Annotated in this window: 23 protein-coding genes and 1 pseudogene; 17 read left to right on the forward strand and 7 right to left on the reverse strand. The window is 71.2% G+C overall.

Going from position 1 to position 24420, the window contains the following annotated elements; genetic code table 11:
* Positions 1-203: 203 nt before the first annotated feature.
* A complete protein-coding gene (gene aceE / locus A4E84_RS11300) occupies positions 204-2906 on the forward strand; it encodes a pyruvate dehydrogenase (acetyl-transferring), homodimeric type (protein ID WP_062926436.1) in 2703 nt (900 codons plus the stop codon).
* A gap of 78 nt (positions 2907-2984) precedes the next feature.
* On the opposite strand, the gene A4E84_RS40530 is transcribed toward aceE, so the two are convergent.
* Positions 2985-3125, reverse strand: coding sequence for a methionine/alanine import family NSS transporter small subunit (locus A4E84_RS40530; RefSeq protein ID WP_079128938.1), 141 nt, complete (start codon positions 3123-3125; stop codon positions 2985-2987).
* A complete protein-coding gene (locus tag A4E84_RS11305; RefSeq protein ID WP_062926437.1) occupies positions 3125-4687 on the reverse strand; it encodes a sodium-dependent transporter in 1563 nt (520 codons plus the stop codon). The genes A4E84_RS40530 and A4E84_RS11305 overlap by 1 nt, the downstream gene beginning before the upstream one ends.
* Before the next feature lie 139 nt (positions 4688-4826).
* Between A4E84_RS11305 and A4E84_RS11310 the strand changes: the two genes are divergently transcribed.
* Both A4E84_RS11310 and A4E84_RS11315 read left to right on the forward strand, forming a co-directional pair.
* Positions 4827-5810: a helix-turn-helix transcriptional regulator gene (locus A4E84_RS11310; protein WP_062931400.1), complete on the forward strand. Its 984-nt coding sequence runs from the start codon at positions 4827-4829 to the stop codon at positions 5808-5810.
* A gap of 56 nt (positions 5811-5866) precedes the next feature.
* Entirely contained in the window at positions 5867-6385 is a 519-nt protein-coding gene (locus A4E84_RS11315; RefSeq protein ID WP_062926438.1) for a DUF4240 domain-containing protein, read from the forward strand.
* Here the strand turns inward: A4E84_RS11315 and A4E84_RS11320 are convergent, their stop codons facing one another.
* A complete protein-coding gene (locus A4E84_RS11320; protein WP_062926439.1) occupies positions 6386-6613 on the reverse strand; it encodes a hypothetical protein in 228 nt (75 codons plus the stop codon).
* 53 nt (positions 6614-6666) lie between these two features.
* The gene (locus A4E84_RS11325; RefSeq protein ID WP_237304891.1) at positions 6667-7530 is read right to left on the reverse strand and encodes a peptidoglycan recognition protein family protein; all 864 of its coding nucleotides are present in this window, start codon (positions 7528-7530) and stop codon (positions 6667-6669) included.
* 191 nt (positions 7531-7721) lie between these two features.
* Between A4E84_RS11325 and A4E84_RS11330 the strand changes: the two genes are divergently transcribed.
* On the forward strand, positions 7722-8906 hold the full coding sequence (locus A4E84_RS11330; protein WP_062926440.1) for a MarP family serine protease: 1185 nt from the start codon (positions 7722-7724) through the stop codon (positions 8904-8906).
* A gap of 7 nt (positions 8907-8913) precedes the next feature.
* On the opposite strand, the gene A4E84_RS11335 is transcribed toward A4E84_RS11330, so the two are convergent.
* Positions 8914-9411, reverse strand: a complete 498-nt coding sequence (locus tag A4E84_RS11335; protein ID WP_062926441.1) for a GNAT family N-acetyltransferase — start codon at positions 9409-9411, stop codon at positions 8914-8916.
* Between the two features lie 71 nt (positions 9412-9482).
* Between A4E84_RS11335 and A4E84_RS11340 the strand changes: the two genes are divergently transcribed.
* On the forward strand, positions 9483-10385 hold the full coding sequence (locus A4E84_RS11340) for a TIGR01777 family oxidoreductase (protein ID WP_062926442.1): 903 nt from the start codon (positions 9483-9485) through the stop codon (positions 10383-10385).
* 316 nt (positions 10386-10701) lie between these two features.
* Positions 10702-12108, forward strand: a complete 1407-nt coding sequence (locus tag A4E84_RS11345) for an NAD(P)/FAD-dependent oxidoreductase (protein ID WP_062926443.1) — start codon at positions 10702-10704, stop codon at positions 12106-12108.
* 87 nt (positions 12109-12195) lie between these two features.
* Here the strand turns inward: A4E84_RS11345 and A4E84_RS11350 are convergent, their stop codons facing one another.
* A complete protein-coding gene (locus tag A4E84_RS11350) occupies positions 12196-13674 on the reverse strand; it encodes a hypothetical protein (protein ID WP_062926444.1) in 1479 nt (492 codons plus the stop codon).
* A gap of 238 nt (positions 13675-13912) precedes the next feature.
* On the opposite strand from A4E84_RS11350, the gene lipB reads away from it, so the two are divergent.
* From lipB to A4E84_RS11370, 4 genes are all read left to right on the forward strand, one after another.
* A complete protein-coding gene (lipB, locus tag A4E84_RS11355; protein ID WP_062926445.1) occupies positions 13913-14713 on the forward strand; it encodes a lipoyl(octanoyl) transferase LipB in 801 nt (266 codons plus the stop codon).
* Between the two features lie 102 nt (positions 14714-14815).
* Complete coding sequence (lipA, locus tag A4E84_RS11360) at positions 14816-15781, forward strand: lipoyl synthase (protein WP_062926446.1); 966 nt, start codon at positions 14816-14818, stop codon at positions 15779-15781.
* A 262-nt stretch (positions 15782-16043) separates the two neighbouring features.
* Positions 16044-16247 (forward strand): SCO2195 family GlnR-regulated protein, encoded by a 204-nt coding sequence (locus A4E84_RS11365; RefSeq protein ID WP_030837456.1) that lies wholly within the window; start codon positions 16044-16046, stop codon positions 16245-16247.
* A 76-nt stretch (positions 16248-16323) separates the two neighbouring features.
* A complete protein-coding gene (locus tag A4E84_RS11370; RefSeq protein ID WP_062926447.1) occupies positions 16324-17025 on the forward strand; it encodes a DUF4191 domain-containing protein in 702 nt (233 codons plus the stop codon).
* A gap of 80 nt (positions 17026-17105) precedes the next feature.
* On the opposite strand, the gene A4E84_RS11375 is transcribed toward A4E84_RS11370, so the two are convergent.
* Positions 17106-17573, reverse strand: coding sequence for an RDD family protein (locus tag A4E84_RS11375; RefSeq protein ID WP_062926448.1), 468 nt, complete (start codon positions 17571-17573; stop codon positions 17106-17108).
* A 210-nt stretch (positions 17574-17783) separates the two neighbouring features.
* Between A4E84_RS11375 and glnA the strand changes: the two genes are divergently transcribed.
* From glnA to A4E84_RS11410, 7 genes and pseudogenes are all read left to right on the forward strand, one after another.
* Positions 17784-19193 (forward strand): type I glutamate--ammonia ligase, encoded by a 1410-nt coding sequence (gene glnA, locus A4E84_RS11380; protein ID WP_062926449.1) that lies wholly within the window; start codon positions 17784-17786, stop codon positions 19191-19193.
* A gap of 131 nt (positions 19194-19324) precedes the next feature.
* Positions 19325-20770, forward strand: a complete 1446-nt coding sequence (locus tag A4E84_RS11385) for a hypothetical protein (protein WP_062926450.1) — start codon at positions 19325-19327, stop codon at positions 20768-20770.
* A 334-nt stretch (positions 20771-21104) separates the two neighbouring features.
* Positions 21105-22130, forward strand: a complete 1026-nt coding sequence (locus A4E84_RS11390) for a hypothetical protein (RefSeq protein WP_159029563.1) — start codon at positions 21105-21107, stop codon at positions 22128-22130.
* A complete protein-coding gene (locus tag A4E84_RS11395) occupies positions 22130-22330 on the forward strand; it encodes a hypothetical protein (RefSeq protein ID WP_062926452.1) in 201 nt (66 codons plus the stop codon). Before A4E84_RS11390 ends, A4E84_RS11395 begins: the two co-directional genes overlap by 1 nt.
* A gap of 32 nt (positions 22331-22362) precedes the next feature.
* Positions 22363-22623 carry an SCO2583/SCO2584 N-terminal domain-containing protein gene (locus tag A4E84_RS11400; protein WP_062926453.1) on the forward strand — a complete coding sequence of 87 codons (261 nt, stop codon included), beginning with the start codon at positions 22363-22365 and terminating at the stop codon, positions 22621-22623.
* Positions 22624-22703: 80 nt separating this feature from the next.
* Positions 22704-23984, forward strand: a complete 1281-nt coding sequence (locus A4E84_RS11405) for a hypothetical protein (protein WP_062926454.1) — start codon at positions 22704-22706, stop codon at positions 23982-23984.
* Positions 23985-24034: 50 nt separating this feature from the next.
* Positions 24035-24406 (forward strand): annotated as a pseudogene (locus tag A4E84_RS11410) (cupin domain-containing protein).
* The last annotated feature ends 14 nt before the right edge of the window (positions 24407-24420 follow it).

Here is a 24420-nt window from a genome sequence, read left to right on the forward strand (position 1 = left end):
CGTGCCACCGCCGAAGGCACCCCGTGCCTATTTTCTCGTGATCAAGAGGTTTTGCCCCTCAACCCTTTGATCGATCATCGATCAGCGGGTTACAGTCGCCGACGGGCTTCCACCAGAGCCTCACGCCCTGTCCTGCCAAAGACAAAGGGCACCCCCGATCCCCTTATGTGAGGGACCCCCCTTCGACTGAGGAAGGCGGCGACATGACCGACCCCAACGCCATCCAGCCGAGCGAGCTCGACCAGCTCCCCGACCGGGACCCTGAGGAGACCGCCGAATGGCAGGCCTCCCTGGACGCGGTCACCAAGGCTGCCGGGCCGCACCGTGCCGCATACCTGATGCGCCGCACGCTGGAGCGCGCCGAGGGCGCCGGCATCGCGCTGCCGAAGCTCCTCGAAACCGACTACGTCAACTCCATCCCCACCTCCGCCGAGCCGGCCGTGCCCGGGGACGAGGCGATGGAGCAGCGGATCACCGCGTGGAACCGCTGGAACGCGGCCGCGATGGTGACCCGGGGCAGCAAGTACGGCGTCGGCGGCCACATCGCCACCTTCGCCTCCGCCGCCTGGCTGTACGAGACGGGCTTCAACCACTTCTTCAAGGGCAAAGAGACCGACGGCTCCGGCGACCAGCTCTACATCCAGGGCCACGCCTCCCCCGGCATCTACGCCCGCGCGTTCCTCGACGGCCGTCTGAACGAGGAGCAGCTCGACAACTTCCGCCGCGAGTCGGGCGGCAACGGCCTGCCTTCCTACCCGCACCCGCGGCGGCTGCCCTGGCTGTGGGAGTTCCCGACGGTCTCCATGGGTCTCGGCCCGCTGTCGGCGATCTACCAGGCCCGCTTCAACCGCTACCTGGCCAACCGCGGCATCAAGGACACCGCCGGTTCGCACGTGTGGGCGTTCCTCGGTGACGGCGAGATGGACGAGCCCGAGTCGACGGCGGCCCTCGCGCTGGCGGCCCGTGAGGAGCTGGACAACCTCACGTTCGTCATCAACTGCAACCTCCAGCGCCTCGACGGCCCGGTCCGCGCCAACTTCAAGATCGTGCAGGAGCTGGAGGCCCAGTTCCGCGGCGCCGGCTGGAACGTGATCAAGACGCTGTGGGGCACGGCCTGGGACGAGCTGTTCCAGCTGGACACCACGGGCGCGCTCGTACGCCGTCTGCGTCAGGTACCGGACGCGCAGATCCAGACGTACCAGACCCGCGACGCCGCCTATATCCGCCAGGACTTCTTCGGCGGGGACCCGGCGCTCGTGGAGATGGCGAAGCTGCTGAGCGACGACAAGATCCTGGAGTGCTTCCACCTCTCGCGCGGTGGTCACGAGGCCCGCAAGGTGTTCGCCGCGTACAAGGCGGCCGTCGAGCACAAGGGCGCGCCGACCGTGATCCTGGCCCAGACGGTCAAGGGCCACACCCTCGGTGAGGGCTTCGCGTCGAAGAACGCCAACCACCAGATGAAGAAGCTCTCGGTGGACGAGTTCAAGAACATGCGCGACCTGCTGGAGCTGCCGATCAAGGACAGCGACTTCGTCGACGGCGTGGTCCCCTACGGCCACCCGGGCGCCGACTCCCCCGAGGTCCGCTACCTCCAGGAGCGGCGTGCCGCCCTCGGCGGTCCGGCCCCGGCCCGTCGCGTGCACCCGGTCGCGCCGCTGCCCGCCCCGGCGGAGAAGGCGTTCGCGTCCTTCGACAAGGGCTCCGGTGCGCAGAACGTGGCGACGACGATGGCGTTCGTCCGCCTGGTGAAGGACCTGGTCCGCGACAAGGAGACCGGCAAGCGCTGGGTGCCGATCGTCCCGGACGAGGCGCGCACCTTCGGTATGGAGTCGCTGTTCCCCTCGCTCGGCATCTACTCGCCGAAGGGCCAGACGTACGAGCCGGTCGACCGCGACCAGCTGATGTACTACAAGGAGGCCAAGAACGGCCAGATCCTAAACGAGGGGATCACCGAGGCCGGTTCGATGGCCGACTTCATCGCCGCCTCGACGTCGTACGCGACGCACGGCGAGACGATGATCCCGTTCTACATCTTCTACTCGATGTTCGGCTGGCAGCGCACGGCCGACCAGATGTGGCAGCTCGGCGACCAGCTCGGCCGCGGCTTCCTCGTCGGCGCCACGGCCGGCCGTACGACGCTGACGGGCGAGGGCCTGCAGCACGCCGACGGCCACTCCCCCGTGATCGCGGCGACCAACCCGGCGGCGCTGTCGTACGACCCGGCGTTCGCGTACGAGGTCGCGGCCATCGTCAAGGAGGGTCTGCGCCGGATGTACGGCGAGGCGGCCCCGGGCGAGGACCAGGACGTCTTCTACTACCTGACCGTCTACAACGAGCCGATGCCGCAGCCCGCGAAGCCGTCCGTCCCCGGTGTCGACGAGGGCATCGTCAAGGGCCTGTACCGCTTCAACACGGCGGAGTCCGCGGGCATCACGCCCCCGGCCAACGCCCCGCGGATCCAGCTGCTCGGCTCCGGTACGGCGATCCACTGGGCGCTCAAGGCCCAGCGGCTGCTCGCCGAGGAGTGGGGCGTGGCGGCCGACGTGTGGTCCGCGACGTCCTGGAGCGAGCTGCGCCGGGACGCCCTGGAGGCGGACGAGGCGCTGCTGCGCGGCGAGGAGCGGGTGCCGTTCGTGCGGCAGGCGCTCCAGGGTGCCGAGGGCCCGGTGCTGGCGGTCTCCGACTACATGCGCCAGGTCCCGGACCAGATCGCGCAGTGGGTCGAGCAGGACTGGTCCTCGCTGGGCGCCGACGGGTTCGGTCTGTCGGACACCCGTGAGGCGGCCCGCCGCCACTTCGGCGTGGACGCCGAGTCGATCGTCGTCGCGGCCCTGGCCCAGCTCGCCAAGCGCGGCGAGGTGCAGGCGACGGCCGTGAAGGAAGCGCGCGCGAAGTACGGTCTGTAGGGACTCTGCAGGGACGACGAAGCGGTCGCCGCCTCCAGTTGTCCGGGAGCCGGCGGCCGCTTGTGTGGTACCCGGACGCTACTCGGCGTGCGGGTGCGTCGCCTCCTCCGCGGACGGTCCCGGGTCGGGGTGGCGGCGGAGCTGGACGATGGCCAGTCCCAGACCGCCCCAGACGATGAGGATCGCGATGATCATCATGATGACGGCGCCGCCGGACATCAGCGGTCCTCCTTTCCGTGCCGCTTGCGGTGGGCCTCGGCCTCGTCGGGGGACTCCATGTCCAGGTCGCTCAGTCCGCCCTCGGCCGCCTTCCACGGGATGAGGGAGAGCAACACACCGACCACCAGCGCCGCGATCGCCACGCTCCAGCCCGCTCCCAGCAGGAAGTCGGTGGAGTAGCCCTCGTAGTTCTCGTCGAACTCGGAACGCAAGCTGTCGATCATCATCCAGCCCAGCACCACCGGGGTGATGATGCCGAGGCAGATGCGCCACCAGTGGCCGAGCCGCACGGCGGAGGTCGCGTCGGCGTCCCGTTGCAGTTCGGGCAGCTTGCGCATGAACCAGGCCACCGCGATCACGCCGACCAGCGCGGCCATCGCGATGCCGTACTGGTTGATGAAGTGGTCGGAGGCGTCGAGCAGGAAGACGCCCTCGTTGGTCGGGAACAGCAGGATCGAGGCCACCGCCACGGCGCCGCCCACGCCGAACACGGCGGGGATGCGGTGCATGCCGGTGCGGTCCTGTACCGCGGAGACCACCACCTGGACGATCGAGATCAGCGAGGACAGACCCGCGATCACCAGGGACACGAAGAACAGCACCCCGAAGGCACCGCCCAGCCACATCTCGGAGATGATCGTCGGGAAGGCGACGAACGCCAGCCCGAGCCCCGCGGTCGCCACGTCGCCGACGGGCACCCCCGCGGCCTGCGCCATGAAGCCCAGCGTGGCGAACACGCCGATGCCGGCGAGGATCTCGAAGGAGCTGTTGGCGAACCCGGCGACCAGGGCGGAGCCGGTGAGATCGGCGCGGCGTCGCAGGTAGGACGCGTAGGTGATCATGATGCCGAAGCCGATCGACAGCGAGAAGAAGATCTGGCCGTAGGCGGCCACCCAGACGCTGCCGTTGGTGAGCTCCGACCAGTCGGGCCGGAAGAAGGCGTCCAGCCCCTGCGCCGCACCGTCCAGGGTGAGGGCCCGGATCACCAGGGCGACGAAGAAGACCACCAGCAGCGGGATGAAGATCTTGTTGGCCTTCTCGATGCCGCGCCGGATGCCGAACGCCAGGATGCCCAGCACCGCCACCCAGACGGCGATGAGCGGCCACAGCACCCCGGAGACATAGCCGGAGACGAAGCCCGGTTCCTCGGACGCCTTGAGGAAGCTGCCGAAGAGGAAGCCCTCCGGGTCGTCGCCCCAGGCCTGGTCGGCGGAGAAGCCGATGTAACGGACCGCCCAGGCGATGATGACCGCGTAGTACGTGGCGATCACGAAGGAGATCGCCACCTGCCACCACCCGATCACCTCCGCCGGGCGCGCCATCTGCCGCAGCGCCGCCGGGGGAGACGTCCGGTATCTGCGCCCGATCGCGTATTCCATGATCAGCAGCGGGATACCGGCGGTGAGCAGGGCGATGAGATAGGGGAAGAGGAAGGCGCCGCCGCCGTTCTCGTAGGCGACGGCGGGAAAGCGCCAGATGTTGCCGAGCCCGATGGCGGAGCCGATCGCCGCCAGCAGGAATCCCGTGCGTGTGGCCCATTGTTCGCGAGGCTGTTTCGCCATGTGTGTCCTCGTCGAGGGACGTTCCGATTGATCCACCGAACCTCTGCAACCTGAACTGCGACCGACGCTAACAGCGGTGACGGCATGATCACACCGGGTGTACACCCAGGCAGGTGGCACGCCCGGCACAATGGCGGTCATGCGTGCTGCCCGGCTGATCAAGATGGTGCTGCTGCTCCAGTCCCGGCCCTCCATGACGGCCGCCGAGCTCGCCCGTGAACTGGAGGTGTCGGAGCGGACGGTCACCCGGGACGCCCAGGCGCTGTCGGAGGCGGGCGTGCCGGTGTACGCGGACCGGGGCCGGGCCGGTGGCTACCGGCTGGTCGGCGGGTACCGGACGCGGCTGACCGGGCTGCACCGCGGCGAGGCCGAGGCACTGTTCCTGTCCGGGGTGCCGGGGGCGCTGCGCGAGATGGGCCTGGAGGACGCGGCCTCGGCGGCGCAGCTGAAGGTGTCGGCGGCGCTGTTGCCGTCCCTGCGGGACGCGTCCAGGACGGCGGCCCAGCGGTTCCACCTGGACGCGCCGAACTGGTTCAAGGAGCCGAAGACGCCCGCGCTGCTGCCGGCCGTCGCGGACGCGGTCTGGGACGACCGGCGGATCAGCGCCCGCTACCGGCGCGAGGAGGACGAGGTCGTCCGGGAGCTGGAACCGTACGGGCTCGTGCTGAAGGCGGGCGTCTGGTACCTGTGCGCGCGGGTGGCCGGGGGCTCCTTCCGGGTGTACCGGATCGACCGGTTCACGGCCGTGGAGCCGGGCGCCGAGCGCTTCGAGCGGGAGCCGGAGTTCGATCTGCCCGCGTTCTGGGAGGAGCGGGCGGAGCAGTTCGCGCGGTCCATCCTGCGGGCGCGGGTCGTGGTGCGACTTTCCCCCGACGGCGTGCGCGCACTGCCGTACGCCCTGGACGCGCTGACCGCCCGGGAGGCGCTGGCGGACGCGGAGGCCCCCGACGGCGACGGCTGGGTGACCGTCGCGCTGCCGGTGGAGTCCGAGGAGGTCGCCCACACGCAGCTGGCGGCCCTGGGCCCGGAGGTGGAGGTGCTGGCGCCGGCGGGCCTGCGCGAGCGGTTCGCCGCGGACGCGGCGCGGCTGGCCCGGCTCTACCGGCCCCGGGACGGCGCATAACGATCCCGCGCACTCCGGGTGCGACCCCGTGCCCCAGGGCCGATGCTTGACCCGTGATGGACGAGACGGAGTTCTGGGAGCTGGTCGACGACGCCCGGGAGGCCGCCGAAGGCGACCCGGAGGAGCAGGCCGACCTGCTCGTGGACCGGCTCGCCCAGCTGGACCCGGACTCGGTCCTGGACTTCGCCCGGCACTTCGAGTCGCGCTACAACCGGGCCTACCGCTGGGACCTGTGGGGCGCCGCCTGGGTGCTGCTCGACGGGGCGAGCGACGACGCCTTCGACTTCTTCCGGTGCTGGCTCATCGGCCAGGGCCGCCATGTCTTCGAGGGCGCCGTGCACGATCCGGACTCGCTCGCCGAGCTGCTGGGCGACTTCGACGAGGAGATCGACGGCGACGGCGAGGAGCTCGGCTACGCGGCGGACGAGGCCTACGAGCAGCTCACCGGTACGGTCGCCCCCGATCTGGGGATTCCGCCCGCGCCCCCGGAACCCGAGGGCACCCCGCTCGACTTCGAGAACGAGGGCCTGCTCGCGGAGCGCTACCCCCGGCTGTGGGAGCGCTTCAGGGGCTGATCAGGCGACGCGGCGGCGGTTCGTGTCGGACGGCGGGTCCGCGTGCGCCTGCTCGGCCCGCACCGTGTGGCGCATCGGCGCGGCGTTGGCCTGGTCGAGGGCGGACGCGGTGACCGCGGCCGGGCCCAGGACCACGGCCACGACCGCGCAGAGCACCGCCCAGGGGCCGCGGGTGCTCCCCGTCCGCACATGCGTCTCCCCCGGGGTCTTCGTACGACCGTTGTTCATGGTCCCCACCTCCGGTCGGCTGCCTGTGCGGACGACCGTAGGAGACCGGGATCTCAGGACGCTGCGCGTTCGCTGTGGCCTCGCTGTGGACCGTCCGGGCGGCCCTGGAGCCGGGCCGCGAGCTGTCTGATCTCGGGCAGGCGGGCGTGCAGGGCGGCGCCCGGGCAGCTGGTCATGTAGCCGTCGTTGTGGCCGGCGAGGGCGGGCAGCCGGGCGGTGGAGCCGGCCGCGTACCGGCTCAGGCCGTTGCTGGAGACCAGGCGGACGTCCGCGCGCGGGTCGGTGCCGGTCAGGCCCAGTTTCCAGGCGGACAGCGCGGCGATCGCGCGGATCATGGGCTGTGGCACGGGCATGCCCTCCGTGAAGGTGCCGAGGGCGGCGATGCCCGAGGTGCGGTGGTTGAAGCCCTGGGTGTGGGCGCCGGTGACGGCGCGCTCCACGCCCCCGGCGCGGCCCTCGTAGATGGTGCCGCAGCGGTCGACGACGAAGTTGTAGCCGATGTCGTCCCAGTCGCGGGTGCCGGTCTGGCCGGTGTAGAGGTCCCGGATGATGCGGGGCGCGTCGGCGCAGGCGTAGCCGTTGGGCGAGTCGGTGTGGTGGACGAAGACGGCGGCGACCCGGTCGTCGTAGCGCGGGCGGGGCTGCGGGCGGGCGGCGTCGCCCAGCCAGTGCGCCCTCGGCACGACGGGCGGGCGCGGGGCGCTGTAGGGCGTGGCTTCGGAGCGGGGCCGGGCGGCGCGGGAGCCGGTCTCGGCGGCGTTCTCGACGCCGTGGGCGCACAGGACCAGCGCCACGAAGGCGGCAACGCCCGGCAGGCAGCCGAGGAGGACCCGGGCCGCGCGCGGCGGACCGGCTGTGCCGGGTGTCCCGTGGGCGGAGTGCCTGCGTCTGCCCCGCCGTCTTCGGAAGACACGCATGGTCCCACTGTCGGCCTGATGCGGTCCGTCCGCGATGTGTGATGTGCCACCCGGTGGAACCATCGTCACGGTCCGCGACGTTTTTCCGAATGCACGCCCGCGTGGCCGATTCCGATCATCGCGCGCGCGTGTGACTGATCACCGGGCCCTCCCCCCGCGTATTAAGGGGTTCCGAGAGAAAGGCGGCGTGCGTGGACCTGCTCGACATCCTGCTGTTGCTGGTCGTTCTGGCCTACGCTGCGTCCGGGTACCGGCGTGGGCTGGTGGCCGGCTGTGTGTCGCTGACGGGCTTCGTGGGCGGTGCGGTCGTCGGCGTGTGGGTCCTGCCGTGGGTGATGGACCTGGTGGAGCCGGGGACGACGCGGGCGACGCTGGCGGCGGTGTTCACGGTGCTGCTCCCGGCGGTCGTGGGGCACGAGCTGGCGGGGCGCCTCGCGCTGCGGCTGCGGCGGGAGCTGGACCGGGGGCCGCTCAGAGTGGCGGACGGGATCGGCGGGGCCGTGGCCAACGCGGTGGCCGTGCTGATCGTGGCGTGGGTGGCCGCGAGCGTCCTGGGCGCGTCCTCGTCGCCCCTGGTCACCTCGGCCATCCGGGACTCACGCCTGCTCGGCGCCGTGCAGCGGACGATGCCGGACACGACACCGGGCTGGTTCTCGGAGGCCACGTCCGCATTGACGCAGGCGGGCTTCCCACAGGTCTTCAACCCCTTCGAGAACGAGTCGACGGCCGAGGTCGCCAAGCCCACCGGCGACAGCGTCACGGCCGCCGCGACCGACGCCGCCAAGCGGAGCACGGTGAAGGTCGAGGGGGTGGCGGGCACACAGGGCCGTGAGGGCAGCGGGTTCGTCTACGCGCGCGAGCGCGTGATGACCAACGCCCATGTGGTGGCGGGCATCGACGAGCCGACCGTGCAGATCGGCGGGGTCGGGCGGACGTACGAGGCGCGGGTGGTGCTCTTCGACCCGCAGAAGGACGTGGCCGTGCTGTACGTGCCGGGTCTGAAGGCGCCCGTGCTGCGCTTCGACGACGACGCCGGGCGGGGCGACTCGGCGGTGGTCGCGGGCTATCCGGAGGACGGCGACCTGAACCTCCAGGCGGCGACGGTCGCGAACCGGGTGCGGGCGACGGGCCAGAACATCTACAACGACGGGACGGCCACACGGGAGATCTACTCGATCCGCTCCACCGTCCGCCCGGGCAACTCCGGCGGCCCGCTGCTCACCACGGACGGCCGGGTGTTCGGCGTGGTCTTCGCCCGCTCCACCACGGACGCCGAGACGGGTTACGTCCTGACGGCGGACGAGGTCGCCTCAGACGCGCGCGACGGCGCGGCCGCGACGGCACCGGTGGACACGGGCGAGCTGGCAGCGTCGTAGCTCCGGCTCACAGGAACCGCCCCATGAACACGTCGTCGACGTACGCCCCGTCGAGCAGGAACTCCCCGGGCAGGACCCCCTCGACCACGAACCCCTCGGCCTCGTAGAGCGCCCGGGCCGGGATGTTGTGCCCGAGGACCCGCAGGGTGATGCGGCGGGCGCCGCGCCGGCGGGACGCGTCGACGGCGGCCCGGACCAGCGCCCGGCCGACCCCACGGCCGCGCGCCTCCTCGGCGACGGCGAGGCCCTGGATCTGGCGGACGTGCCGGTTCGAGTCGAGCGGTGTGGGGAAACCGAGGTGGACGTAGCCCGCGAGACGGCCGTCGAGTTCGGCGACGAGGCAGTTCTCGGGGGCGTGCCGCTCGCTGAAGAAGGGCGCGTAGGGCGGCTGGGGCTCGGGAGTGACCGCGTGCAGGTGCGACCAGGCGATCCGGTCGAGCAGGGCCAGCTCGCCGTCGTCGTCGGGCCGGGCGGTACGGATGTGCGGTCCGGGGAGCTCGGGCATGGGCGTCACCCTACGGCGAGCGGATCACGACCTTGCAGGGGTTTTGCGGAGCCGAGCGGCAGGATGGGTTCATGGAGCGTTCGAGAATCGCGGTGGCGGGTGCGTCCGGTCTCATCGGCGGTGCTCTGGTGCGGTCCCTGACCGCCGACGGCCACGAGGTGCGCCGTCTGGTGCGCGGCACGCCCCGGGCGGCCGGAGAGATCCGCTGGGACCCCGAGGGCGGGCGGGTGGACGCGGCCGGGCTCGCCGGGTGCCACGCGGTGGTCAATCTGGCGGGGGCCGGCGTCGGCGACCGGCGCTGGACGGACGCCTACAAGCAGCGGATCCGCGACAGTCGCGTGAACGGCACGGCGGCCCTGGCCGGGGCGGTGGCGTCGCTGGACGCGAAGGAACGGCCGCGCGTCTTCGTCAACGGCAGCGGCATCGGCTACTACGGCGAGACCGGTGAGCGGCCGGCCGACGAGAGCACGCCCGCGGGGGAGGGTTTCCTGCCCGAGCTGTGCGTGGAGTGGGAGGGGGCCACCGCGCCGGCCCAAAAGGCCGGTGTCCGCACGGTGTTCACCCGGACCGGTCTTGTCGTGTCCCGCGAGGGCGGCGCCTGGGCCCGGCTGTTCCCGCTGTTCCGGGCGGGGGCCGGCGGGCGGATGGGCGACGGCAGGCAGTACTGGTCGTTCGTCGCGCTGCACGACGAGGTCGCCGCGATCCGGCACCTGATCGACACCGACGGTCTGTCCGGGCCGTTCAACGTCACCGCCCCGAACCCCGTGACGAACCGTGAGATCACGGCGGCGATGGGGCGGGTGCTGCACCGCCCGACGCTGTTCCCGGTGCCCGCGGCCGTGCTGCGGACGGTGCTCGGCGAGATGGCCGGGGACGTCCTCGGCAGCGTCCGGGTGCTGCCGACGCGGCTGCTGGAGTCGGGCTTCCGGTTCGCCTTCCCGGAGATCGAGGGAGCGATCCGGGCCGCGCTGTGACGGCTCCCCGGCCTGCGGGGCCGGGCCCCGGCGGGCGCCTCGGGGTACGGGTCGGCGACGGCAGCGGTACGGACCGGCCGTCTGTCCGGGATCCGACCGGCCTTTCCGAGACAGCTCGTCCGCGCCGCACACCAGCCTCCTGCGACCACTTCATGCCCACAAGGCATCCGTATGCGACCACCGTGCGACCGTGCCCTGCCGATGCGCGACTCCCGCTGACCGATCACGGTCCTACCCTCGACCAGAACTCGCGTATCCCTGCGGCCTGTTGAGGGCATGACGTCTCCAGCGCCCGCGCAACCTCGAGGAGGGGCACGTGCTTGAGCCCGCGTACCAGGCGGACGTGGTCGTCGTGGGGGCCGGGGTCGCCGGACTCTCGGCCGCGCACCGGCTGACCAGCGCAGGAGTGACGACCATGGTCCTGGAGGCCGCCCACGGGGTCGGCGGCCGCATGGCGACGGAGAAGGTCGACGGCTTCCGGCTCGACCGGATCGGCCAGTTGCTGTCCACGGCGTATCCCGAACTACGGCTGACACCCGGTCTGGACGGGCTGGTGCTGCGGCCCTTCACGCCCGGTGTCCTGCTGCACGGCGACGGACGCCATCACCGCGCCGGCGTCCAGCCGGGCGCAGGGGGCGCACGGGGCGCACTGCACGCGGTACGCACGCTGGCGAGTGCTCCCCGGCCGCCGTCCGCACCGAGGCCGCCCAGGAGGCCGGTGGCCGTGCCCGGCCGGCAGGTCTCCGTCCCCCGCAGCCGGTCCGGCGCCCCGCTCGGCACGGCCGTCGACCAGGCCCGGCTGGGTGCCGCCCTGTCCCGCCTGGCGGGGACCCCGGCCGAACGGCTGCTGTCCCGCCCGGAGTTGCCCGCCGGTGAGGCCCTTGCGGCACGCGGGCTGCCCGCCCGAACGATCGACGGTTTCCTGCGCCCGCTGCTCGCCGCGCTGCTGTGCGACCCGGGTCTGACGACGTCCAGCCGGTGCGCGGACCTCGCGCTGCGCGCCTTCGCCCGGGGGCGGCTGTGTCTGCCGGAGGGCGGCGCCGACGCCCTGCCGGAATCGCTGGCGCGCACACTGCCGCCGGGCACGGTGCACACCGGCGTCCGTGTCACCTCCGTTTCGACGACCTCGGTGACCACCGCGGAGCACGGTGAGATCCGGTGCCGGGCGGTCCTGGTGGCGACGGGCGCGCGGGCCGCGGCCGAGCTGCTGCCCGGCTTGCGGGTGCCGGACTTCCATCCGGTGACGGTGGTGCACCACACGACCGACGAGCCGCCGGGGACGGGGGCGTCGCTGCTGCTCGACGCCGATCTGGGCGGGCCGGTCGCGCACACGGCGGTGGTCAGTCTCGTCGATCCGACCCGGGCGCCGGCGGGGCGGGCGCTGGTGTCGTCGACGGTGCTGGGACGGCCGCCGGGCGATGTCGACACCGCGGTGCGGATGCATCTGGCGCGGTTGTACGGGGTGCCGACGGCGCGGTGGGAGACGCTGGCCGTGCACCAGACGGTGGAGGCGGTGCCGGCGATGCGGCCGCCGCATGATCTGCGGCGGCCGGTGCGGTTGCTCGCGGGCCTGTATGTGTGTGGGGATCACCGGGACACCAGTACGGTCCAGGGCGCTTTGCACTCCGGGCATCGGGCGTCGGCGGCGATCTTGGCGGACTTGGGGGCGGGGCGGTCGATGCATGTCGCCGATCCGCTGCCGACTGTGCCACGGGCTGCGTAGGCGGTTCGTCGGGTGCGGGCGCGTGGGGGTGTTTCGCGCCCACGCGGCGGAGCCGCACACCGACACAGCCCCGTGCCCCCGAGAACCTCACCCCAACGCCGCTACCTTGTCGCGGTAGGTACGCACCGGCGCCGCGTCCTTGTACGGCTCCAGGCGTCGCTCGAAGTCCCTCACGTACTCCACCGCCCGCACCGAGCGCATCTCCGCGGCCTGGCCCGCCGCCTCCGCGGCCAGCTGGCAGGCCTGGTCGAGTTCGCCGAGGCCCAGGCGGGCGGTGGCGAGGACCACGCGGCAGAAGAGGCGGCTGCGGGCGAAGGAGGGGGCCCGCAGCTGGAGTGAGCGTTCCGCATGCTGGGCGGCGGCGCGGAACTGCTGCAGGTCGCGGTGACAGTGGCCGAACTCGTCGGCGAGCTGGGCCTCGTCGAAGAACTTCGCCCAGTGCGGGACGTCGTCCCCGGGCCGGGCCGTCTCCAGGGCGCGTTCCGCGCGGACCAGGGCGGCGGTGCAGGCCCGGACCTCGCCGAGCACCCCGTGCCCGCGCGCCTCCGAGGCGTGCAACAGGGCCTGGACGACGGGGGGCCCGGATGTGCCGACGCCCTGCTGCGCCACCCGGGCGAGCTGGACGGCCTCCCGCCCGTGCCCGAGGTAGACGGCCTGGCGGCTCATGGTGACCAGCACGTAGGACCCGTACGTCCGGTCTCCGGCCGCCTGTGCGAGCCGCAGCGCCTGCACGAAGTAGCGCTGGGCGAGTCCGTGCGCGGCGATGTCGTACGACGTCCAGCCCGCGAGCCGGGTCAGGTCCGCGGCGGCCGCGAACAGCCGGCGGCCGGTCTGCTCGCCGTAGGTGCCGCGCAGCATGGGCTCGCACTCGTGCTCCAGGTAGCGCACGAGGGCCTGGCGGGCGTGACCGCCGCCGTAGGCGTCGTCGAGGGTGCGGAACAGCTCGCCGACCGAGCGCAGGGCGGCGATGTCGCCGGCGGTGACCTTCTGGCCGGGTCCGCGTTCGGCCTGGCCGCGCTGGCGGGGCAGGGACGGCACGCCCTGCTCGGGCGTGGCCGTGGGGCGCAGGGCCGGGCGGCCCTGGACCGGGATGCGGGCGGCGGCCGGTTCGCCCCGGGCGACCTTCTCGTCGGCCCGGCCGATCAGCCAGTCGCGGCTGGGCACGACGAGCCCCGCCGGGGTGAAGGCGATCTTGCGGAGCTCGGCGTGGCTGCCGGAGTCCTTGCGCCACAGCCCGCTGACGATGTCGACGGCCTCCTCGGGGGTGGCGGCGAACTCCAGCCCGGCGTAGACCGGGGCGCAGGCGTCCAGGCCGAGGTCCTGGGCGGTGAGGCGGCGGCCGAGGCGCCGGGTGAAGACCTCGGCGATCAGGGCGGGCGTGGTGCCCCTGGGCTGCTGACCGCGCAGCCACCGGGTGACGGAGGTCTTGTCGTATCTCAGATCAAGCCCGTGTTCGAGACCGAGCTGGTCCACGCGACGGGCGAGTCCCGCGTTGGAGAACCCCGCTTCTGCGATGAGCGCGGCGAGCTGTCGGTTGGGGGTGCGCTGCGCGGGTCGTTCCGTCATGGTGCGGTGCGGTCTCCTGCCTTCCGGTGTTGGTGACGTGCCGGATTGCCTGTGAGCAGGCCTTTTGGCTTGCTGGACGGCGCGAATGTAGCGGAGAGTAAGCACCCCATCACACATTTTCCCGGACATTCATCCGATCGTGTGAGGATTGGCTCCGGGACTGACGTGTCCGGGCCGGACGTACAGTGGCTTGGGCGCGCTACGTGCCTGATACACCCGTCCGAGGGAGGCGCTTGCCGTGAGTGAGTTGCGGTTCGTCCGCATGGGGTTCGGTGACGAGGCCGTCGAGTACCAGGAGGCGTGGGACGAACAGCGCCGGGTGCACGCCGCGCGCTTCGCCGACGAGATCCCCGACACCGTGCTGCTCCTGGAACACCCCCCGGTCTACACGGCCGGACGGCGCACGGCGGACAACGAGCGGCCCCTCGACGGCACGCCCGTCATCGACGTCGACCGCGGCGGCAAGATCACCTGGCACGGCCCTGGCCAGCTGGTGGGCTACCCGATCCAGAAGCTCCCGCGCCCGGTGGACGTCGTGGCGCACGTACGCCGCCTCGAAGAGGCCCTGATCCGTACCTGCGCGGACTTCGGCCTGGAGACCAGCCGGGTCGAGGGTCGCAGCGGCGTGTGGATCCTGGGCGACCCGGTCGAGCAGCGCCCCGCGCCGGGCGGCCTCTCGCTGGACTTCGCCCCCCGGCTGCACGACGAGGAGTTCGACCCGCGCATGAACGGCCCGGAGTACGCGCCGTCCAACGCGGGCCAGCGCCGGGAGGACCGCAAGATCGCCGCGATCGGAATCCGCGTGGCCAAGGGCGTCACCATGCACGGTTTCGCGCTCAACGTGAACCCCGACAACAAGTGGTTCGACCGGATCATCCCGTGCGGCATCCGGGACGCGGGCGTCGCGTCGCTGGCCGGCGAGCTGGGCCGGGACGTGACGATCGAGGAGGTCCTGCCGGTCGTCGAGCGCCATCTGCGGGACGTCCTGGCGAACGCGGAGCTGAAGCCGCGGGAGATCGAGAAGACGCCGGCGGCATAAATCGGCCCGTGGCGGAGCTGGAGGGGTAGCGCCCACACAGGCATTCAAATCAACGGGCGTACCCTTGAGGACGCCGAAGAATCAATCGCTAGGGAGCCGGTCGTGTCCGCAGTCGCACCCGACGGACGCAAGATGCTGCGCCTGGAGGTCCGCAACAGCCAGACCCCCATCGAGCGCAAGCCCGAGTGGATCAAGACCCGGGCGAAAATGGGCCCCGAGTACACCGCGATGCAGAAGCTCGTGAAGAGCGAGGGTCTGCACACGGTCTGCCAGGAAGCCGGCTGCCCGAACATCTACGAGTGCTGGGAGGACCGCGAGGCGACCTTCCTGATCGGCGGCGACCAGTGCACCCGGCGCTGCGACTTCTGCCAGATCGACACCGGCAAGCCCGAGGCGCTCGACCGTGACGAGCCCCGCCGGGTCGGCGAGTCCGTGGTCACCATGGACCTGAACTACGCCACGATCACCGGCGTCGCCCGCGACGACCTGGAGGACGGCGGCGCCTGGCTGTACGCCGAGACCGTGCGCCAGATCCACCAGCAGACCTCCGGACGCGAGGCCGGACGCACCAAGGTCGAGCTGCTCGCCCCGGACTTCAACGCCGTCCCGGAGCAGCTGGAGGAGGTCTTCTCCTCCCGGCCCGAGGTCTTCGCGCACAACGTCGAGACGGTCCCGCGGATCTTCAAGCGCATCCGCCCCGGCTTCCGCTACGAGCGCTCCCTGAAGGTCATCACCGAGGCGCGCGACTACGGCCTGGTCACCAAGTCGAACCTCATCCTCGGCATGGGTGAGACCCGCGAGGAGGTCAGTGACGCGCTGAAGCAGCTGCACGAGGCGGGCTGCGAGCTGGTCACCATCACGCAGTACCTGCGGCCCTCGGTGCGCCACCACCCCGTCGAGCGCTGGGTGAAGCCGCACGAGTTCGTGGAGCTGAAGGAGGAGGCCGAGCAGATCGGCTTCTCCGGCGTGATGTCCGGGCCGCTGGTGCGCTCCTCGTACCGTGCCGGACGGCTCTACCGGATGGCCGTGGAGAAGCGCGACGGGTACGTCGCGGCGCAGGCCGTCTGACACGCCGTCACCTTCACTGTCCACCCCGGGGCGGACAAGCGTGTGAATTCGCGCACAAGAGGCTACTCGCCGGTAGTGACCGATTCGACGCGGTCCTGACCGTCCTCGCAGATGAGGGCACATGTCAGGACCGCGTCGGCGTTCCACCACTCCCCGCCGGCGCTTCATGGGTGTTTGACCGGCCGGTCACGCCCTGGTAACACCAATCAGTGACGCTGAACTCACAGCACGTACACCCATCACTTGAGGGGGGACCTCACCCATGCAGGCCGCGCCGCCCGTCCGCGCCACCGCCATCCCGTCCTTCACGACCGCACTGCGTGCCGTCGAGTCGCTGCTGATGAGCAGCGGTCAGCGCACCGCCCGCCGCAACGCCTGGACCTCCGTGCTGGAGGACCGCCGTCGGGCCAAGGACCGGGTCGAGACGCAGCGCGTCATCGAGCAGTCCCTGTCCGTCCGTCCCTGACCCCGGCCCTCCCTCAAAGGGCCCCCGGCGGGCACTGCCGTCGTCGGCGCTTGTGGGGCCACGTAGACTTCGGGGCATGGCGAGGAAGGAACCTGCAGCGGACGCTGCGAACCCCGGGCGACTGAAGCAGATCGCCCTGACCTACAAGATGACCCGCAAGGCCGACAAGAAGATCGGTCTTGTACTCGCGGCAGTCGGAATCGTCACCTTCGGTGTCTTCCTCGCGATCGGTTTCCTGATCGGTCACCCCATCTATCTCGGCATCCTGGGCCTCCTGCTCGCCTTCCTCGCGTCGGCGATCGTGTTCGGGCGCCGGGCCGAGCGGGCCGCCTTCGGGCAGATGGAGGGACAGCCCGGCGCCGCGGCGGCGGTGCTCGACAACATCGGCCGGGGCTGGGCGACGACCCCCGCGGTGGCGATGAACCGCAATCAGGACGTGGTGCACCGCGCGGTCGGCAAGGCCGGCATCGTGCTGGTCGCCGAGGGCAACCCGAACCGGGTGAAGACCCTGCTGGCCGCCGAGAAGCGGAAGATGAACCGCATCGTCGCGGACGTCCCCGTGCACGACCTGGTCGTGGGCACGGGCGAGGGCCAGGTCGAGCTGAAGAAGCTGCGGACGACCATGCTGAAGCTCCCGCGCGTGCTGACCGGCCCGCAGGTCACGGCCACCAACGACCGGCTGCGCGCCCTCGGTGACCTGATGAGCAACATGCCGCTGCCGAAGGGGCCGATGCCGAAGGGCATGCGGCTGCCGAAGGGCGGGCCGAAGGCTCGCTGACACCCCGCACACGACATGAACGAGGGGCGCCCGGTGTGACCGGGCGCCCCTCGTTCATGTCGGTCGGTTCGTTCCCCGGGTCAGATGCGGACCTCGACCGTGCCGGCCAGGCGGTCGTGCAGGCCGCGGCCGTCGCGGTCCCAGATCAGGGCGGGAATCGCGAGGAAGAGCAGGACCGTGCGCAGTGCGGCGCGCCACGGGCTGACCCGGCCGGTGTCCAGGGCGAGCACCCGCAGGCCGAGCAGGCGCTTGCCCGGAGTGAAGCCGACCGTACCGACCGTGAGGACCATCAGCGCGAACATGATGAGCGGCGCCCAGATCTGGGCCGCCTCGTTGTAGCTCTGGGTGATGAGACCGTATGCGATCAGGAGGCACAGACCCCAGTCGACCGCGAGGGCGCCGAGCCGGCGGCCCGGACGGGCGATCGAGCCGGGTCCCTCCTCGGGCAGACCGAGCTGTTCACCCCGGTATCCGAAGTCGACACCGGCCTCTTCCGCGGCCGCGCGGGGCCCGGAAAGCCACGATCCGAGTGCTTGCCTGTTGTCCACCCGTCCACGGTACTGCGCCCCCAAATGACCAGGGCACGGCGGGGTGTGTCCGGGCTACGGTGGAGGGTGAGCCGGTTAACTTGTGCGAAACAAATGAGTCACGCCCGAGAAACCACCCGTCCCTAGGGTCGAGGTCAGCGTGTGCCACCCGCACTGGCCGCACGAACGAACTACCACCCCGGCGGGACGGTCGGGAGTAGGAGGAGCTGGATGTTCCAGAACGCCGACGAGGCCAAGAAGTACATCGCGGACGAGGACGTCAAGTTCATCGACGTCCGCTTCTGCGACCTGCCGGGCGTGATGCAGCACTTCACGATCCCTGCCGAGGCCTTCGACCCGGCCGAGGAGCTCGCCTTCGACGGCTCCTCGATCCGCGGCTTCCAGGCCATCCACGAGTCCGACATGGCGCTCCGCGCGGACCTGTCGACCGCCCGGGTCGACCCGTTCCGCCGCGACAAGACCGTCAACATGAACTTCTTCATCCACGACCCGATCACGGGCGAGCAGTACTCCCGTGACCCGCGCAACGTGGCGAAGAAGGCCGAGGCCTACCTCGCGTCGACCGGTATCGCGGACACCGCGTACTTCGGCCCCGAGGCCGAGTTCTACGTCTTCGACTCGGTCCGCTTCTCCACCTCGGCGAACGAGAGCTTCTACCACATCGACTCCGAGGCCGGCGCCTGGAACACCGGTGCGGTCGAGAACAACCGTGGTTACAAGGTCCGCTACAAGGGCGGCTACTTCCCGACCCCGCCGGTCGACCACTTCGCCGACCTGCGTGCCGAGATCTCCCTCCAGCTGGCCGCCTCCGGCCTCCAGGTCGAGCGCCAGCACCACGAGGTGGGCACCGCCGGCCAGGCGGAGATCAACTACAAGTTCAACACGCTGCTCGCCGCGGCCGACGACCTCCAGCTCTTCAAGTACATCGTGAAGAACGTGGCCTGGCAGAACGGCAAGACCGCGACCTTCATGCCGAAGCCGATCTTCGGTGACAACGGCTCGGGCATGCACGTGCACCAGTCGCTGTGGACCGGCGGCCAGCCGCTCTTCTACGACGAGGCCGGCTACGCGGGTCTGTCGGACACCGCCCGCTACTACATCGGCGGCATCCTCAAGCACGCCCCGTCGCTGCTGGCCTTCACCAACCCGACGGTGAACTCCTACCACCGTCTGGTCCCGGGCTTCGAGGCGCCGATCAACCTGGTGTACTCCCAGCGCAACCGCTCCGCGGCCATGCGTATCCCGATCACGGGCTCCAACCCGAAGGCAAAGCGCGTCGAGTTCCGCGCGCCCGACTCCTCCGGCAACCCGTACCTCGCCTTCTCGGCCCTCCTCCTCGCGGGCCTCGACGGCATCAAGAACAAGATCGAGCCGGCCGAGCCGATCGACAAGGACCTCTACGAGCTGGCTCCCGAGGAGCACGCGAGCGTCGCGCAGGTGCCGACCTCCCTCCCGGCCGTCCTCGACCGCCTGGAGGCCGACCACGAGTTCCTGCTCCAGGGTGACGTGTTCACCCCGGACCTGATCGAGACGTGGATCGACTACAAGCGCACGAACGAGATCGCGCCGCTTCAGCTGCGTCCGCACCCGCACGAGTTCGAGCTGTACTTCGACGTCTAGGAAGCGGAGTCGGATGTCATGGGCCCAGGCCCGTGAGCACACTCCGACCATACGCAGCGTCACGAGGGCCGCTACCCCGATGGGGTGGCGGCCCTCGCTGGTTGCGTAGGCCATGACGGCAGAATTCAGCTATGAGCACGCCGAGTTCCGCACCGGGCCCGACCCGGCAGAGTTCCCCCTCGCAGCCGGACCCGGGGCCCGCCGGCCCGGCCGGGCTTCCCTTCAACCGCCGCGTCCACGTCGTCACCGCAGTCCTGGACCGCCCCGAGGAGGTGGACCTGCTGCAGCAGGTGTGCGAGGCGATGGGGTGGCCCATCCGCGAGCCATTGGCCGACGAGACCACGGTGACCGCGGACGCGGGCTGGACGCTGCGCACGATAGAGGTGCGGATCCGCGGAGTTCGCGAGACAGCGGTCGAGCAGGCGGTCTCCACCTTGGACACGCTGGCCCAGAACGCCGAGTTGTCCCTGTACTGTCGCGATGCCACCCTCGTCGAGCGCATGCACCAGCCACAGATCGAATGGCATCTGCGGGGCAGGCGCAAGACGGTGCGCCACCGCATCCGCCACACCCTCCACATGGCCGCCCGGACCGGTGATCACGATCCGCACGCGGGCACGGTCCGGCTGGTCCGGGTACCGACCGAGCTCGACGAACCCCGGCCGCGGCGGCTGGCACGTACCCGGCGCGCCGCTCGGGCCGAGTTTGCCCACCACTCGTTGCCGCTGCGCCGGCTCGACCCGCAGATTCACGAGGTCGGCAAGCCTTCGGCGTCCCGGGGCGGGCACGTACTGGCCTTTCTGGCCTTCGTCTTCACCGCGACCGTGATCAGCCTGCTCGGCGCCGGGCTCTGGCCCGCGGTCGGTGCGGACAGCCCCCGAGTCGGTGCTCCGCTCATCGTCCTCACCGGGAGCTACCTGTTGGGCGGAACGCTTCTGGCAGTGCGGCGCACCCCCACGCATCGTGCCCTCCCGTGGCTCGTCCCGCTGGCCATCCCTCTCGCCGTTCCCTTGGTGCCCTGGCTCGGGGCGCTGGTCCAGCGGGCGTATCTGTCCCCCTTCGGGCTGCGCCCCGCACCCGGGAGTGACGGGCTGGGTGCCGTTCAAGCAGGGCTGTGGATGCTGTGTGTGTTCGTCGCCGGCGCTCTGCTGCCCGTGGCGTACCTGGGGTGGATGCGATTTCTCGCTCCCTCCCTGCGCGTCAGGGGCCCGTGGCTGTCCTGGGCGCCGGCGATGAGCATGGGCATAGGGCTGGGCATGGCGTTCAGCCTGCTCATCCTCCACACGGCGGCGAGCAGCGGCACCCAGAACCGCGCGCTCGCTGCGGCAGGCCGGGACATCCCGGAGTACTTCGGCGTCAGTGCCGAGTACGCCTGCGTGGAGACGATCTCCCGCGAAGTCCCGTACTACGGGGCTCCGCCTCCCCCTGGCAGCCCGGTGGTGATCTTCGGGCAGACCGGTGACCGGGTCGACTTCTGGAACCCCGCCGCCAGGCAGAAGACCAGCATCCGGCTGGAAGACGCCCGCATCAGGGTCGTGCCGCACAGCCACTCGGCATGCACCTGGGCCACCCGGTAGCGAGCTTCGGGGCATGAGCCTCGATGTTCCTCGTCTGTCCGGCCACCCGCTTAGTCGGTGATCCTCGGTGGCTCCTTCTTGTTGGCAGCTCCTTTTGTCGGGCAAAATGAGGGACGGCCGTCAGGCGGCCGATCCCGGTCCTGCGCCGCCCCTGTGCAGGGTCCTTGCGGATGAAGGAGCCATAGCCCCACCTGTCGCTGGATGACACTGTCCGCCGGCGCCCACGTCATGGGCGCGCAGATCAGTTGTCGAATGCCGAGGGGCGGCGGCGTTCGGGGACGGATCTCGCATGACCACGGGTGGACGTCTCACCAGGCTGGCCCGTACGCGGCAGATGTACACCGGTGAGCCATTTCAGATGTCTCGGCATGCTCTGCGTGGCGGAGACAACCGGCACCCGATCCCGGGGGCCACCGGGACTCAGGCGCGCCTCGAAGCGGAAGTCCTGGCCAAACTGGGTGGTGGCGGACAGTGGTGGTCCCACCCTCTCGGCATCGCCCGTGTCCGTCCGGGCTGCGGCTCGGCTCTCGTCGAACTCGACGGTCACACCACGTTCAGCAGCGGAACGCTGTACCCGCGCAGTGCCCATGCGCTGGACAAGCTCCTTCCCTGCGCGGAGCCAGGTGTCCAGGTGACCGGTATCGTCGGTCTCCGGGTGGCCGGCATCGAGGGAGCAGACCTCCACCTCACCCTGAGCGGCGATTTCTCCCGCATCGTCCTGCGCGGCATTCCCGGCACGCGATGGGAAGAGCTGCTCGACGAACGGTGGCACCGCTACGAGGAAGCGGGGTTCCCACCACTGTGGCGAAGCGGCTCGCTCACGGAGTACGAAAAGGCCCACATCAGCAGCTACGGAGAGTCATGGAGGGCCGAGCGGGACCTCGATTGGATCGGATCCGCTCTGCTGCGCCGCATCGCGCTCTTCCACACGTCGGGCTCCGCGTACTCCACCCGCTCATGGATCACGGGTGACGAATGGATCTTCGAGTTGGACACGGTTCTCGATGCCCCACCCGGACACGACGACTTTCTGAACAGACTTCTGGACCCGATATGGGGGCCGGCGCTGCGTGTCGATCGCTGTCACTGCTCCTGCGACGCGCTCAGGGACCCGGACGATCGCTTCTACCTCCGCCAGTGCACCTTCCACCTGACGCACCGCGATCAGCCCCTCGGCGGCCTGCAACTGCGCTTCCGCCACGGACACGCCGTGTACGGCTCCGATGCCCGAACCACGCTGAGGCATCTCGGCTCTCCTCCGAAGTGGCTCGACCGGGTACTGCCGGCGAACCGTCCCGACGCTCGGGCTTCCACCGGGCGCCGTACGTCGGCGCAGTCTCTGGAAACGGAGAGTCACTGATGTCCTGGGACGACATCGTCCTCTTGATCTTGGCGTTCTTCGGAACCGTCTCACTCCTGCTGGCTCAGGTCAGCGACGTGTTGTCGAGGCTGCCGCACATCATCCGGGCCTGGCGTGAAGTCCGGCGGGAACTGGGCGGCGGAGGCGGTGATTCCGAAGAATCCGGCTTCACAGACGGGGCGCGGAGGCGGGATCATTGACGCTGACACTGTTGTTCGAGAGAGGTAACGGGATGTCCGAGCGGGACGAGCACGAGCGCGAGTTCGATCTCAGATGGGCGGACGGAGCCGAGCACAAGGAGCCCTCGGCCCGGGCCCGTATGCTCGCCGCCCGCTGGAAGCACAACCCGCCCGGGCCCGTGCCCTTCCGGCCCGACCCGGAGCACGTCGGCTCCAGCCGCCGCTCCTCGTGGATCTCGACCGCTGTGGTGCTGGGCTGCGTGGCGGCGGTGATCGTGCTCCTGGGGTACATCAACTTCCGGGCGCCGTACTAGGCACCCCGCGATAATCCGCGAGCCGGTCGCTGTCGCTACGCCTACGATCCCCCGAAACAGAAAGTCGGGCGAGGACGGGCGTGAACGAGGACATCCGGAGCGGAGAAGCGGCCGCGGCGCGGCTGGCCCAGGGGGCGCCTCTCGACGAGGTGCTCGACGTCGCGGATCCGGCCGCTTGGACCGGACTGGACGCAGGTGTGCGGGCGTGGGGCTGTCACGGGGCCGACCTGCCGGACAGGGCGTGGGTGGACGGGCTGGGCGGGGCGACCGGCCCGCCGCGGCGGATCGGAAACGGGCGCTGGGTCTTCCGGTCGTCCCGGTGGCGGCCTGAGCCCGTCGACGCGCCCTCCATCGAACCCCGGCTCGCGGTGGCGCTCTGCCACCCGGACGGCCGGACCCGCGAAGCGGCCCTCGCCCTGGCCGGGGACCACCCCGCTCTGATGTCCCTGGTCGTCGTGCGGGCCGCGGACTGGGCCGCACCGGTACGGGACAGGGCCCGAGACCTGCTGCGGGCGAGCCTGGACGCGTCCACCGGTGTCGCGCTCGCGCCCCTCATCCTGCGCATCGGCCGTCGCGAGCGAGGAGCGCACGGCGTGGAACTGCTCGGCGCGCTGCTGCGCCGGGCGCCGCACGGACCGCTCTCCACCCTTTTCATCCACCCCGACCGCACCGTACGACGGTTCGCGTACCGGCTGGCCGCCGAGGAGTCGCTGCTCTCCCCCGCCCGGCTCGCCCGTACCGCCGCCTGGGACGACGACATCGTCGTGCAGGACCTGTGTGCCGAGGCGGCACTGGCCGCCGTGCGCGAGGACGGCGACTTCGACGACGTGCTCGAACCGCTGCTCGCCGCCCGCAACCCGCGTGCCCGGTCTGCGGGCGTCACGGCACTGCGGCGGGCCGGGCAGCCCGAGCGGGGACTGGAGTTCCTGGCCGACCGGTCGGCACTGGTGCGGGCCTGTGCGCGGTATGTCGTACGGCAATGCGGGACAGATCCCCTGCCCTGGTACCGGCAACGATGCGCACAGGCGACAGACCCGGCGCTGCAGCCCGGCGCGGTCATCGGACTGGCGGAGTGCGGTGAGCGAGAAGACGCCGCGTTGCTACGGCCGCTGCTCACCCACCGCGTGCCGACGGTACGGGCCCGGGCGGTGGCAGGCCTGCACACGCTGGACGTGACGGTCGTGGAAGAACTGCGGCCCCTGCTCGAAGACTCCGCGCCCTGCGTCGTACGCGAGGTCACGGCTGCCTTGTTGCCGTCCGCGGCGCTGCTGCCGGAGGCGTGGCTTGCCGAGCGCCTCTCGGCGGAGCGGCCCCGGCATGTGCGGATCGCCGCGCGCCGGCTGGCGGATGCGCGGGGCTGAGCCGGGCGGCTCCGGGTCGTTCGCGGGCGCGGCTGCTACCGTCCGGCCCCGTGAGCGACAGCGTGTACGTGGGTAACGCCGGCCAGGACGCGGCGCTGGACCGGGGATGGATCCTCGGGCACTTCAAGGACGCCGGGGATCCGCGGCACAGCGAGGCGGTGGAGATCAAGTGGGGTGTGCACCCGCGCGGTGACGAGCGCTCGCAGTGGGTGAAGGGGGAGGAACGGACCGCGCTCCTGGTCCTGGTCAGCGGGCGTTTCCGGGTCGAGCTGCCCGGGCGGAGCGTGCTGCTGGAGCGGCAGGGGGACTACGTGGTGTGAGGGCGTGGCGTCGATCACTCGTGGCGTGCGGAGGAGGAGTCGGTCGTGCTGACGGTGCGGTGGCCGTCCGTGCCCGGCTACGCGGTGACCGCCGGCGGCTGACGGCTTTGCCGGTC

This window comes from Streptomyces qaidamensis (assembly GCF_001611795.1).
Classification (GTDB): domain Bacteria; phylum Actinomycetota; class Actinomycetes; order Streptomycetales; family Streptomycetaceae; genus Streptomyces; species Streptomyces qaidamensis.

Coding starts and splice junctions, on each gene's coding strand:
- A4E84_RS11400 (WP_062926453.1), top strand. CDS start 22,363: ATGTCCGAGCGGGACGAGCACGAGCGCGAGTTCGATCTCAGATGGGCG.
- A4E84_RS11305 (WP_062926437.1), bottom strand. CDS start 4,687: ATGGCGAAACAGCCTCGCGAACAATGGGCCACACGCACGGGATTCCTG.
- A4E84_RS11370 (WP_062926447.1), top strand. CDS start 16,324: ATGGCGAGGAAGGAACCTGCAGCGGACGCTGCGAACCCCGGGCGACTG.
- A4E84_RS11335 (WP_062926441.1), bottom strand. CDS start 9,411: ATGCCCGAGCTCCCCGGACCGCACATCCGTACCGCCCGGCCCGACGAC.
- A4E84_RS11325 (WP_237304891.1), bottom strand. CDS start 7,530: ATGCGTGTCTTCCGAAGACGGCGGGGCAGACGCAGGCACTCCGCCCAC.
- aceE (WP_062926436.1), top strand. CDS start 204: ATGACCGACCCCAACGCCATCCAGCCGAGCGAGCTCGACCAGCTCCCC.
- A4E84_RS11395 (WP_062926452.1), top strand. CDS start 22,130: ATGTCCTGGGACGACATCGTCCTCTTGATCTTGGCGTTCTTCGGAACC.
- A4E84_RS11315 (WP_062926438.1), top strand. CDS start 5,867: ATGGACGAGACGGAGTTCTGGGAGCTGGTCGACGACGCCCGGGAGGCC.
- A4E84_RS11385 (WP_062926450.1), top strand. CDS start 19,325: ATGAGCACGCCGAGTTCCGCACCGGGCCCGACCCGGCAGAGTTCCCCC.
- A4E84_RS11350 (WP_062926444.1), bottom strand. CDS start 13,674: ATGACGGAACGACCCGCGCAGCGCACCCCCAACCGACAGCTCGCCGCG.
- A4E84_RS40530 (WP_079128938.1), bottom strand. CDS start 3,125: ATGTCCGGCGGCGCCGTCATCATGATGATCATCGCGATCCTCATCGTC.
- A4E84_RS11390 (WP_159029563.1), top strand. CDS start 21,105: ATGTACACCGGTGAGCCATTTCAGATGTCTCGGCATGCTCTGCGTGGC.
- A4E84_RS11365 (WP_030837456.1), top strand. CDS start 16,044: ATGCAGGCCGCGCCGCCCGTCCGCGCCACCGCCATCCCGTCCTTCACG.
- A4E84_RS11310 (WP_062931400.1), top strand. CDS start 4,827: ATGCGTGCTGCCCGGCTGATCAAGATGGTGCTGCTGCTCCAGTCCCGG.
- glnA (WP_062926449.1), top strand. CDS start 17,784: ATGTTCCAGAACGCCGACGAGGCCAAGAAGTACATCGCGGACGAGGAC.
- A4E84_RS11320 (WP_062926439.1), bottom strand. CDS start 6,613: ATGAACAACGGTCGTACGAAGACCCCGGGGGAGACGCATGTGCGGACG.
- A4E84_RS11340 (WP_062926442.1), top strand. CDS start 9,483: ATGGAGCGTTCGAGAATCGCGGTGGCGGGTGCGTCCGGTCTCATCGGC.